This is a genomic window from Caldithrix sp. (assembly GCF_056497305.1).
In genome coordinates this window covers 1-12,566 of sequence record NZ_JBSMDE010000145.1, presented here as the reverse complement: position 1 = coordinate 12,566, position 12,566 = coordinate 1, and the positions used below count along the sequence as shown (strand labels likewise).

Here is a 12,566-nt window from a genome sequence, read left to right as displayed (position 1 = left end):
CATGTCCCCTTCAAACATGTACAACGGTGCAGAAATCTTCTTTGAATGTCTGCGACGAGAGAACGTCGAATACATTTATGGCATGCCCGGCGGGGCAACCATTCAAATATATGAACGACTGTACGATGTCAATTTCCTTAAACACATTTTAGTGCGTCATGAACAGGGCGCTACGCACATGGCCGACGGCTATGCCCGCGCTTCCGGAAAAACCGGGGTGGTGCTGGTAACCTCCGGCCCTGGCGCCACAAACACAGTGACCGGCATTGCTACGGCTTACATGGATTCTGCACCGATCGTGGTGTTTACCGGCCAGGTGCCCACCAACCTGATTGGCAACGATGCTTTTCAGGAAGCCGATATTATTGGCATCACACGTCCTATCACCAAACACAGCTTTTTGGTGCGTGATGTTAAAGACCTGGCTCCTACCATCCGCAAAGCCTTTTACATCGCCCAAAGCGGGCGGCCAGGGCCTGTGGTTGTTGATCTACCAAAGGACGTCATCAGCGCGGTCAGCTCATTTGAATATCCGGGTAAGGTGGAAGTCCGCGGCTACAAACCCAATTACGAAGGACACATTAATCAGATCAAAAAAGCAGCCAGAGCCATTGCCCAGGCCAAACGGCCGCTATTGTATGTGGGCGGAGGGGTAATCATGGCCGGCGCCAGTCAGGAATTGCGCGCCTTTGCCATCGAAAACCATTTACCGGTAACCATGACCCTGCAGGGTATTGGCGCTTTTCCCGGTACCAGCGAGTTGTCGCTGGGCATGTTGGGCATGCACGGCATGTACTGGGCCAATCAGGCCATTAACCACTGTGATGTGCTGGTCGCTCTGGGCGCCCGATTTGACGATCGCGTTACCGGAAAGGTGGATACCTTTGCCACCAATGCCTACAAAATCCATGTAGATATTGATCCCAGTTGCATCGACAAGAACGTCAAAGTGGATGTACCCATTGTAGGCGATGTGAAACGCGTGTTAAAGGTATTGCGCCAGGTTATGCCCGGAAAACCGGACACCTCGGAATGGTGGAAGCAAATCAGGCAGTGGCAGCAGGAATGCCCTTTAACCTATAAAAAAAACGATGGCAAATTACGTACTCAGTTTATTCTGGAACGTTTGAGTGAAAAGACCAGAGGCGAAGCCGTGGTGGTCAGCGATGTAGGCCAGCACCAGATGTTCATTGCACAATACTACAAATTCAACCACCCGCGTTCCCATATCTCTTCCGGAGGGCTGGGAACCATGGGCTTCTCAGTGCCGGCAGCCATCGGAGCAGCTTTTGCGGTGAAAGATCGCCCCATCATCTCCATCAGCGGCGATGGCGGCTTTGCCATGAACATGCAGGAATTAATTACTGCCAGAGCCAATAAGCTGCCCATCAAGTTTATGGTTATCAATAATAGCTTTTTAGGCATGGTGCGCCAGTGGCAGGAGCTGTTTTTCGAAGAACGCTACAGCTTTACGGATTTGAGCGAACACAATCCCGATTATGTTAAAATCGTACAGGCCATGGGCATTAAAAGCTTTTTGGTAAACAGCCCGGATCAGGTGGATGCCGTACTGGACGAAATGTTGAATTATAACGAAGGTCCGGTGTTCGCTGAATTCAGAGTGATAAAAGAAGAGATGGTCTTTCCGATGGTGCCGGCCGGTGCGTCGGTTTCGGAAATGATCCTGGAACGGTTAAACCCACAAAGGATGTTGTAAAATGAAGCACACCATTAGTATTTTGCTGGAAAATCGATTTGGAGCCTTTGACCGCGTGGCCAATCTGTTCAGCGGTAAAGGCTTCAATCTGCACAGTATTACCATCGGCGAAACAGAGATCAAAGATGTCATGCGCATGACCATTGTTACCTCTGGCAATGACCAGATTATCGATCAAGTACTGAAACAATTGAATCGCCTGGTAGATACCTTAAAAGTCGTTGACCTTACAGAACATGAGCGTACCGAACGCGAACTGGCTCTGATCACGGTCAATTACCAGAAGGGCAATCTACAGGAACTGAAAAACATCTGCGATATTTTTCGCGGCAAAATCGTGGATATCAACAACAAATCGCTCATGCTGGAAATTACCGGCCCACCGGCTAAAATCAATGCTGCGGTTAATGTTCTGATGCCCTTTGGGATCAAGGAAATGGCCCGTACCGGTACCGTTGCCCTGAAGCGCGGTGAACAGCTCAATATTTCGAAACCCGATCTGGAACCGGCTTAAAAATGGGAGTTGGAAAGAAAATCGGCCAGCAAAACGAGTAGCAGGCCGCTGGAAATGAAGGCTCTGTTTTTCCTTTCAATCTGGAAATAGAGCCCATGTAAAAATGTATCCGTTAAAAACAGAAAGGAAGACAATGAAAGTATATCATGATCAGGATGCCAGTCTGGAAGTGCTTAAAGATAAACAGTTAGCCGTTTTGGGTTTTGGCAGCCAGGGCCACGCCCACGCCCTTAATTTAAAAGACAGCGGTTTGAATGTTTGTGTGGGACTAAGAAAAGAGAGTAAGTCCTGGAGCAAGGCCGAAGCAGCGGGATTAACGGTAAAGGAGACGGCAGAGGCCGTAAAATGGGCCGATGTCATCATGGTCCTGTTACCCGATCAAACGCAGAAAAAAGTGTACGAACAGGATATTGCTCCTTATTTGAAGGAAGGGGACACCCTGGCCTTTGCCCATGGATTTAATATTCATTACAAACAGATTGTGCCTCCGGCGTTTGTCGATGTGATCATGATTGCTCCGAAGAGCCCCGGACACATGGTGCGTCGTACCTACCAGAGCGGAGTGGGTACACCCTGTCTGATTGCCGTACATCAGGATGCCAGCGGTCAGGCCAAAGCCAAGGCGCTGGCCTGGGCAAAGGGCATTGGCGGAACGCGGGCCGGAGTAATCGAAACGACCTTCAAAGATGAAACCGAGACCGATCTGTTCGGAGAACAGGCTGTGCTGTGCGGCGGATCGGAAGAGTTAATCAAAACCGGTTTTGAAGTGCTGGTTGAAGCCGGCTACCCGCCGGAACTGGCCTATTTTGAATGTTTGCATGAGATGAAATTGATTGTGGATCTCTACTATGAGGGCGGTTTGTCGTTCATGAACTATTCGGTGAGCGATACGGCCGAGTACGGCGGCATGACCCGCGGCAAACGCGTGATTACCGAACAGACCAAGCAGAACATGCGGGAAATCCTTAAAGAAGTGCAGGATGGCTCCTTTGCCCGGGAATGGATCGAAGAGAACGAAAAAGGCCAACCGACGCTGAAACAATTGCGTCAGGAATACGCCAATCATCTGATCGAAAAAGTAGGCAAACAATTACGGGCCATGATGCCCTGGTTAAAGGAAAAGAAGTAGGAGGAACCATGGAGATAAAGATTGCAGTGCTGCCCGGGGACGGCATAGGTCCCGAAGTGGTGCAGGCCGCCCTCCGCGTGTTGAAACATGTGGCAGAAAAGTTCCAGGTTGAGGTGCAGTTAAGCGAACGGCCCATCGGTGGCGCATCTTTTGAAAAATACGGCACGCCCTTAACCGAGGAAACGCTTCAGGCCTGTTTTCAGGCGGATGCCGTTTTGCTGGGTGCGGTCGGCGGTTACGAATGGGAAAATTTACCTCATCAATTAAAACCAGAGGCCGCCTTGTTGCGCTTACGCAAAGAGCTGGGCTTGTTCACCAATATTCGGCCGTCCAAAGTGTACCAGGCTTTTACAAAGGCTTCTTCTTTAAAAGAAGAAGTGCTGCAGGGAACCGATTTTGTCGTCTTTCGCGAGTTGACCGGCGGCATCTACTTTGGAGAACCGCGGGGCTACAACGCAGAAAAAGGCTGGAACACCATGGTTTACCAGCGTCATGAAATTGAGCGCATTGCCCGTCGGGCGTTTGAAATCGCCAGGCAAAGAAAAAGACGCGTTACATCGGTGGATAAAGCCAATGTGCTGGAAGTATCGCAGTTCTGGCGCGAGGTGGTGGCCGAGGTGCACAAAGCCTATCCTGATGTGGAATTGAACAACCTGTACGTGGACAACGCAGCCATGCAAATTGTACGCGATCCCAAACAGTTTGATGTGATTGTCACCTCCAATTTGTTTGGTGATATTTTGTCCGATATTGCGGGCATGATTACCGGTAGTCTGGGCATGCTGCCTTCGGCCAGTCTGGGAGAAAAATACGCTCTGTATGAGCCCGTTCATGGCAGCGCGCCGGATATTGCCGGACAAAACAAAGCCAATCCCATCGCCGCTATTGCTTCGGTAGCTATGATGTTTGCCTATTCCTTTCAGATGACCAAGGCGGCGGAAATAATCGAAAGGGCCATCGAAAAAACGCTGGAATTAGGTTGCCGTACGGCAGATATTTACCAGCCTGGCGATAAACTGCTTTCTACCCAGGAAATGACGGACCAAATCGTGCAGAATTTTGACATTTTGTACCATGAAGAAGGGCTTGGGGTTTTTACCCTGTAATCGTTGAGCCCGATGCAGGTAAGAACAGAGAGAGAATTTAAATAATAAAACAACGAGGAAGTCATGCCTGAAAAAATTATCATCTTTGATACGACCCTGCGCGACGGCGAGCAGTCGCCTGGCGCATCGTTAAATATTGCCGAGAAGATCGAGATTGCCCGTCAGTTAGCGCGCCTGAAAGTAGATGTGATCGAGGCCGGATTCCCGGTTTCATCCCCGGCGCAGTTCGAGGCTGTGAAGCGCATTGCCGGCGAAGTGGATGCCATCATTGCCGGGCTGGCGCGGGCCAAGGAAGTGGACATTAAAGCAGCTTATGATTCGCTAAAAGAGGCGCCCCGCAAACGCATTCACACCTTTTCCAGCACCTCCGACTTTCACATTCTGGGAAAGTTTGGCAGTTCACGTTACGGAAGGAGTCTGGCCGAAAAACGACAAACCGTGATTAAGATGTCCATCGATGCCGTGCAATATGCCCGCACCTTTTGTGATGACGTGGAATTTTCGGCGGAGGATGCCGGACGCACAGATATCGGCTACCTGGCTGAAGTCATCGAAGCTGCCATTGAAGCCGGCGCAACCACGGTCAATATTCCGGACACCACCGGCTACACGCTTCCGGAAGAATTTGCCGAAAAGATCAGGCAGCTTAAAAAACGCGTGCGGAATATTCAACAGGCGGTGATCAGTGTGCATTGCCACAACGATCTGGGGCTGGCTGTGGCCAATTCGCTGGCGGCCGTACAGGCCGGAGCCCGACAAGTGGAGTGTACCATCAACGGCATTGGCGAGAGGGCCGGCAACGCTTCGCTGGAAGAATTCGTCATGGCGCTCAATGTGCGCAAAGACTTGCTGCCTTTTTACACCAGGATCAATACGCGCGAAATTTACAATGCCAGCCGGATGGTATCGACCTTTACCGGTTTTGTGGTGCAACCTAACAAGGCCATAGTGGGGAAAAACGCCTTTGCCCATGAATCGGGCATCCATCAGGATGGCGTGTTAAAAGATCGCAACACTTACGAAATCATAAAACCCGAAGACGTGGGCGTGCCCTCCAGCAAGATCGTGCTGGGGCGCCATTCCGGACGCCACGGCCTTAAAGCCCGCCTGAGCGAGTTAGGCTATCATTTAAGCGAGGAAGAGCTGGATCATGTGTACAAATTATTTCTTGAATTGGCTGACAAGAAAAAAGAGGTGTACGACGAGGACCTGCGCTCATTGATGGGCGATGAGGTGTTTTCAGAAAAGCCCACCTACATGCTGGAGTATTTGCATGTCTTTTTAGGCACCAATGCCATCCCTTCGGCTACCGTTCGCTTGAAAAAGAATGAACAAACGGTAGAGGAATCGGCCACCGGCGACGGCCCGGTGGATGCTGTGTTTAACGCCATTGACCGCGCCCTGAAGACGCATTTTGAAGTGACCGATTACCAGGTTCGCTCGGTAACTTCGGGCCGGGATGCCATGGGCGAAGTGTTTGTACGCATTCAAAACGGCCTGGGCCAGGCACACGGCCGCGGCCACTCTACGGATATCGTCGAAGCCAGCGGTAAAGCGTACCTTCAGGCCATTAATGAAATTCTGAAACAGCGCGAGCGCGTACAAGATGCACTGGAATCAACGGCCTGACCACCGGCCCCGTAACTCAAGCTTCAGCTTGAGACTCAAACAGTAAGCACTTGTAACTCAAGCTTTAGCCTGAGCCTTGTAACCAAAAAAACAGGAGGACCTTTCTTAATGCCCATGACCATAACCGAAAAAATTCTGGCTAAATCAGCCGGCAAAAAAGAGGTAACGCCGGGCGAGAACGTGTGGTTGAACGTGGATGTTCTAATGACCCATGATGTGTGCGGTCCGCCCACCTTCCAGATCTGGGAGCGAGAATTCGGAGAGAAAGCCAGGGTGTGGGATAAGAATAAACTGGTGATCTTCCCGGATCACTACATCTTTACAGCCGATCCCCACGCCAATCGCAATGTCAATATCCTGAGGGAATACGCTCAAAAATATCAGTTGCCCAACTACTACGATGTGGGCGGTCAGCGTTACAAAGGCGTTTGTCACATTGCCCTGGCAGAAGAAGGCTACGATCGGCCGGGTACGGTCTTAATCGGGACCGATTCACACACCTGTACAGCAGGAGCTTTTGGTCTGTTCGCCACCGGGGTTGGCAACACCGATGCTGCCTTTGTGCTGGGCACGGGAAAAATCTGGGAAAAGGTGCCCGAATCGATGAAGTTCATCTTCGAGGGCACCATGCCGGAATACCTGACGGCCAAGGATCTGATTCTGCAAATTCTGGGAGAAATCACTACGGATGGCGCTACCTACCGGGCCATGGAATTTGACGGTCCGGCCGTGCACAATCTGAATATCGATGAGCGCATGACCCTGACCAACATGGCTGTAGAAGCCGGCGGCATGAACGGCATCATTGCGGTGGATGACATCGTGCGCGCCTATCTGGCTAAAAAAGATATTTTTGAATATGAAGAATTTGAAAGCGACCCTGACGCCCGCTACCATTCTGTCTTTCGTTATGATGTGCAAAAGATGGAACCGGTGGTGGCCATGCCCCACAGCCCGGACAATCGGGAGCTGGTGCGCAAGGTAGCCGGCACCAAACTCACCAAATGTTACATTGGTTCCTGTACAGGCGGTAAATTCACCGACTTTTACAATGCAGCCAGAATTTTGCAGGGCAAGACGGTGAAGGTGCCCACCTTTGTGGTGCCCGCCAGCACGGATGTGGCCCGTCGTCTGCGCAAAGAAACGCTGAACGGTTCGACCATTGAGGAAATTCTGCTGGATGCCGGCTGTGTCATTGCGCCTTCTTCCTGCGCGGCCTGCCTGGGCGGCCCGGCGGATACCATCGGCCGCTCTGTGGATAAAGATGTGGTCATTTCTACAACCAACCGCAATTTCCCGGGCCGGATGGGTAGCAAAAAATCAGAAGTCTACCTGGCATCTCCGCTAACTGTGGCGGCATCGGCTGTTAAGGGAGTGATTACGGATCCGCGGGAAGCGATGGCTTAATTTTTAATTAGCCCGCCAGAGGGAGAGGCTGGACCCGAAATGTGTGGGAGTTTTCAGAGAGTGGGGAAGCATATCCATTGACAATTGAAGTTGGGGGAGAAGGCGGAATTGGGACTGCAGCCATTCAACCCTCCAACTATTCAACCATTCAACCAAACGGAGAGCACTATGCAAAAGATCATTAAAGGACAGGTTTATGTCTTGGGCGATAACATAGACACCGACCAGATCATTCCGGCCGAGCATCTGGTGTACAGCTTAAGCGATCCGGAAGAGTCCAAACAATACGGGCGCTTTGCTCTTTCCGGAGTTCCTCTGCAAGAGGCCGGTCTGCCGAGGGGAAACATTCCTTTTATTGAGGGGGACGGACATCGCTCGCGCTTTACGATCATTGTAGCCGGAGCCAATTTTGGTTGCGGTTCTTCCCGCGAACACGCCCCTTTTGCCTTACAGGTGGCCGGCGTGCAGGTGGTCGTGGCTGAATCGTATGCCCGCATATTTTACCGAAACGCAGTGGATGGCGGTTTTCTGGTGCCATTGGAATCCGAGGGCAAATTGAATCAGCAGTTTGAGACCGGCGAGCAGGTGGAAATCGATATTGACCAGCAGAGCATTACCCGCTTACGCGACGGGCAACGTTTTAAACTGAAGCATCCAGGCGATGTGTTGCCCATTATTGAAGCCGGCGGACTTTTTGAATTTGCCCGTAAATCGGGCATGATCTCCTGAAGTATTATTAAAAGCAGGGAACCATTATGAAACAACTTCCAGTAATCGAACTATTCGATACCACCTTACGCGACGGCACGCAGGCCGAAGGCGTTAATCTTTCCATCCATGACAAGTTGCAGATTACCGAGCGCCTGGATGATTTTGGTATTGACATTATTGAAGGCGGTTGGCCGGGCAGCAATCCCAAAGACGAGGCCTACTTTAAACAGGTGCGCTCGTTGCCCTTAAAGCATGCCAAAATTTGCGCCTTTGGTTCCACGGCCCGTTTTCCGGATAAGGTGCAGGAGGATCGAAATTTAAATATGTTGTTAGACGCCGAAACCGAGTGGATTTCCCTTTTTGGCAAAACCTGGCGTTTCCATTCCAGCGTCACCCTGGGCTTGAGCGATGAACAGAACGAAGCCCTGATTTTTAAATCTGTGCAATTTTTAAAGGAACGTGGAAGGCGCGTGGCCTTTGACGCCGAGCATTTTTTCGACGGCTACAAAGATGATCCTGCCTTTGCCCTGAGCATGCTACGGGCTGCAGAAGAGGCCGGCGCCGATGTGCTGGTGTTGTGCGATACCAATGGTGGAAGCCTGCCTTTTGAGGTGCACGAGATTGTTCAGCATGTTAAGCAGGAATTTAAAACGCCCCTGGGCATCCATGCCCACAACGATGGCGAGCTGGCGGTGGCCAACTCCCTGATGGCCGTGCAGGCTGGCGCTGTACATGTGCAGGGAACGATTAACGGCATTGGCGAACGCTGTGGCAATGCCAACCTGTGTAGTATCATTCCCAATTTGCTCTTGAAAATGGGAATGCAAACCAGGGGCCAGGTGCAGTTACAAGGTCTGACCAATCTTTCGCACTTTGTGTATGAAGTGGCCAACCTGGCGCCGAACAATCGGGCGGCCTTTGTGGGCAAAGCGGCTTTCACGCACAAAGGCGGTATCCATGTCAGTTCGGTGTTAAAGGACAGCCGCATGTACGAACACATCGCACCGGAACAGGTTGGAAATCGCCGGCATGTGCTGGTTTCCGATCTTTCAGGTCAGAGCAATATCCGCTACAAGGCCCGGGAGCTGGGCATCGATATTGCCAATGATCGGGAATTCAGTAAAAAATTTGTGCAGTACATTAAAAAGCTGGAATACCAGGGATTTCAGTTCGATGGAGCGGAAGCTTCCTTTGAATTGTTGTTGCGTTCGGAGTTAAACACTTACAGTCCTTTCTTTGAAATAACCTACGCCAAGATCAACGTCATGCTGGATGAGGGAGAGACCGATTACTCGGAAGCCGTTTTAAAAGTGAAAGTAGGCGAAGAAGTTGAACACACGGCTTCGGATGGGAATGGCCCGGTGAATGCGCTGGACAATGCCCTGCGTAAAGCGATTATTCGTTTTTATCCGGAAATTGTCAGCACGCATCTGGTGGATTACAAAGTACGTGTTCTGGGCGAAAAAGACGGCACAGGCGCGCGCGTGCGCGTGCTGGTCGAAACCAGCGACGGACAGAAGAGCTGGTCCACGGTCGGCGTGTCGCACAACATCATTAAAGCCAGTCTGCAAGCCCTGAGCGATAGCATTAATTACAAGATTTTTCAAAAGCGTAAAGGTCAGGCTGTTTCACAAACCAGGCAGCTGATCCATTAAAAAAGGCAAAAAAAAAAAATCCCGTCGCTTCAGGCAGACGGGATTCCAAATGGTGAGCCACCGACAGGATTTGAACCTGCGACCCACTGATTACGAATCAGTTGCTCTACCAGCTGAGCTACGGTGGCTTATTGCTTGAAGTGGCCAAATTTAAAACAAAATTCGGCATTTTGCAACCATTAATGGCTGCAAAATGCTGATTTTATCTTACCGGTCCCTGAATGCGAATCACATCATTTCTGCAGGCGTCGCATTGACAGAGCGAATACAGGTACTCGTAAGCATACATTCCCAGGTTGTGCCCATCGCTAAATTCAATACCAATGGCATATCGACCGATCATCCGGAAGTTTTGAAAGCGCACACCCTGGCTTATTTTTACCAGCTCCTGGTATTCTGTTGATTGCGGATCGCTCTTTCTGGCCTTTTCGCAAACAGCGCAGGGGCAGTTAAAACGCAGGTGCCCGGCAAAGTAGACCGAAGCGTGGCTATCGTTCCAACGAATGGTGAGGGACTGATCGTTAACCAGCGCCACTTCTATGGGTTGTAACATCTTTTTATTCCCCGTGATTAAAGCAAAACGCTTTGTGATCCGTTTGTAATTTCACAGACCGTTGAATGAATTTTTGGTTATTAATAAAAACAATCCCGTTTCGCAGAGTTTCCACGAAACGAGATTGTTTTCTACACTTTTTTACTTGCTTTTTTCCGCCCAGATTTGAGCCAGATGCACAATGGTTTCCACCGCTTTTTCCATGTCGTGGATGCAAATCCATTCTTTTTTACTGTGGAAATTGTGTCCGCCGGTAAACACATTGGGCGTTAACAATCCCATGTAAGAGAGTCGGGCGCCGTCGGTGCCGCCGCGGATTAAGCTCTGTTTGGGTTGCAAACCGGCTCTTTTAACCGCTTCGATGGCGTATTCTACCACTTTGGGGTCTTCGTCGATTTTGTACTTCATGTTACGATAGGACTCTTCGACGGTTAAGGTGGCAGTGGCCGGAGCATATTTTTCATTCATTTCATCGCAAAGCTGTTGTAAAAAGGCCTCTTTCTCTTTGAGCCCTTCCACTGTAAAATCGCGCACCAGAAACACGATTTCGGTCAACTCCACTCCGCCTTTAATGGCGTGCGGATGCAGGTAACCTTCGCGCCCCTCGGTGGTTTCGGGCGACATGGAGTCTTTGGGCAGACGCTCGATAATTTCAGCGGCGATCTTAATGCCGTTGATCAGCTTGCCCTTGGCGTAACCCGGATGAACGTTAACGCCTTTAATGGTTATTTTAGCCGTATCCGCACAGAACGTTTCATCTTCAATTTCGCCGGCCGATTCCCCATCGATGGTGTAGGCGTAATCGGCGCCAAATTTTTTAACATCAAAATATTTAGTGCCAGTGCCAACTTCTTCATCCACGGTAAAAGCTACGCGGATTTTGCCGTGCTTGATGTCGGGGCTTTCAATTAAATATTGCAAAGCGCCCATGATTTCAGCTATGCCCGCTTTGTTGTCCGCGCCCAGCAGGGTGGTGCCGTCGGAGGTAATAATATCCTGACCAATGCATTCTTTCAGAGCTGGATTCATTTCCGGCTTTAATACTTGTTCCGGATCGCCGGGCAATACAATGTCTCCGCCCTGATAGTTTTTGTGAATGATCGGTTTGACATTGGCCCCGCTCACTTCGGGCGAAGTGTCCATGTGGGCTATCAAACCAATGGTGGGCACTGGGTAATCTACATTTGCCGGTAAGGTGGCAAACACATAGCCGTGTTCATCCATTTCCACATCCTGCAAACCTAGTTCGGTCAATTCTTTTACCAGGTAGCGCCCCAGTTCCTTCTGCTTTTCGGTACTGGGATAGGTATCCGATTCCTCACTAGACTGTGTATCGAATTTGACATAGTTTAAAAAGCGATCTAAGAACAGGCGTCGTTCAATAGGTTTCATGGTTATCTCCTTTTGCGTTACGTAATGACTCATTTGTTAAAGAAAAAATTTAATAAACAAAACAACTTGTTCCAAACGAAAAAATGAATTTTTAGAATACTTCCCTTAAAAGATCTATTCCCGCCACAGCGGGATGCGAAAATTTTTGTGTTGGAGATCCTAACCCCCGGCCCCCTTCCCTTCTTTTAATAAAGGGAAGGGGGAGCAAATTGCGCCGCTTTGATGAGTCCTAGCCTTACATGTCAATAAATTTTATTTTTTTCGAAATCTTTGTGCTCTCTGTGGTTGTTTTTGCTTGCGGCTATGTTACTTTGGAAATATTCCTCCTGAACTTCCTACATAAAACGTTGGTTGTGCTAATGCTGAGACACTAAAAAATTAAGAAGTCCCGTAGGGACGAAACAAATTAGCCCACCGCGTCAGCGGTGGGTAAAGCAAAAACACAAAAAACATGGATCGTCATGTCAGGACGAGATAGGAAACCGTTTTAACGGTTTACGTTTAAAAAAGCTTCCTACGCTATTAGTTGCGGCTTTGCTGCCTTAGAATACTTCCATTAAAAGATCTATTCTGCAATGGCGGGACAAAACGGAGAAATCGTCGTTAGGCGTAAGGGCGAAGCATTTTCCTGAAGGTTGTTCCAATTAGCGCAACCTCTTTGTGTAAAAGTTAAAATCGCTCTTGAGAAAGACTTTGCAAAAAATGCTTCGCCCTTACAACGTCTCGAGCTGAAGCTCGAGTTACGTTGCGGCT

At 49.9% G+C, this 12,566-nt stretch carries 10 protein-coding genes and 1 tRNA gene; 8 read left to right on the top strand and 3 right to left on the bottom strand.

Going from position 1 to position 12,566, the window contains the following annotated elements:
* Position 1: 1 nt before the first annotated feature.
* The 8 genes from ilvB to cimA all read left to right on the top strand — a co-directional run bounded on the left by ilvB (position 2) and on the right by cimA (position 9,868).
* Complete coding sequence (gene ilvB / locus ACWB0I_RS12195; RefSeq protein ID WP_479388343.1) at positions 2-1,717, top strand: biosynthetic-type acetolactate synthase large subunit; 1,716 nt, start codon at positions 2-4, stop codon at positions 1,715-1,717.
* A 1-nt stretch (position 1,718) separates the two neighbouring features.
* Positions 1,719-2,231, top strand: coding sequence for an acetolactate synthase small subunit (gene ilvN, locus ACWB0I_RS12190; RefSeq protein ID WP_479388342.1), 513 nt, complete (start codon positions 1,719-1,721; stop codon positions 2,229-2,231).
* Positions 2,232-2,364: 133 nt separating this feature from the next.
* Positions 2,365-3,360, top strand: coding sequence for a ketol-acid reductoisomerase (gene ilvC / locus ACWB0I_RS12185; RefSeq protein ID WP_479388341.1), 996 nt, complete (start codon positions 2,365-2,367; stop codon positions 3,358-3,360).
* Positions 3,361-3,368: 8 nt separating this feature from the next.
* Positions 3,369-4,466 carry a 3-isopropylmalate dehydrogenase gene (leuB, locus tag ACWB0I_RS12180; protein WP_479388340.1) on the top strand — a complete coding sequence of 366 codons (1,098 nt, stop codon included), beginning with the start codon at positions 3,369-3,371 and terminating at the stop codon, positions 4,464-4,466.
* A gap of 63 nt (positions 4,467-4,529) precedes the next feature.
* The gene (locus ACWB0I_RS12175; protein WP_479388339.1) at positions 4,530-6,095 is read left to right on the top strand and encodes a 2-isopropylmalate synthase; all 1,566 of its coding nucleotides are present in this window, start codon (positions 4,530-4,532) and stop codon (positions 6,093-6,095) included.
* A 108-nt stretch (positions 6,096-6,203) separates the two neighbouring features.
* Positions 6,204-7,502 (top strand): 3-isopropylmalate dehydratase large subunit, encoded by a 1,299-nt coding sequence (locus ACWB0I_RS12170; protein ID WP_479388338.1) that lies wholly within the window; start codon positions 6,204-6,206, stop codon positions 7,500-7,502.
* Between the two features lie 168 nt (positions 7,503-7,670).
* Positions 7,671-8,231 (top strand): 3-isopropylmalate dehydratase, encoded by a 561-nt coding sequence (locus tag ACWB0I_RS12165; RefSeq protein WP_479388337.1) that lies wholly within the window; start codon positions 7,671-7,673, stop codon positions 8,229-8,231.
* Positions 8,232-8,257: 26 nt separating this feature from the next.
* Complete coding sequence (gene cimA / locus ACWB0I_RS12160; protein WP_479388336.1) at positions 8,258-9,868, top strand: citramalate synthase; 1,611 nt, start codon at positions 8,258-8,260, stop codon at positions 9,866-9,868.
* 55 nt (positions 9,869-9,923) lie between these two features.
* Here cimA and ACWB0I_RS12155 read toward each other — a convergent pair.
* From ACWB0I_RS12155 to pepT, 3 genes are all read right to left on the bottom strand, one after another.
* Positions 9,924-9,996, bottom strand: a tRNA-Thr gene (locus ACWB0I_RS12155).
* 74 nt (positions 9,997-10,070) lie between these two features.
* Positions 10,071-10,421, bottom strand: a complete 351-nt coding sequence (locus ACWB0I_RS12150; protein ID WP_479388335.1) for a gamma-butyrobetaine hydroxylase-like domain-containing protein — start codon at positions 10,419-10,421, stop codon at positions 10,071-10,073.
* 141 nt (positions 10,422-10,562) lie between these two features.
* Positions 10,563-11,813, bottom strand: coding sequence for a peptidase T (gene pepT / locus ACWB0I_RS12145; protein ID WP_479388334.1), 1,251 nt, complete (start codon positions 11,811-11,813; stop codon positions 10,563-10,565).
* Positions 11,814-12,566: the final 753 nt, after the last annotated feature.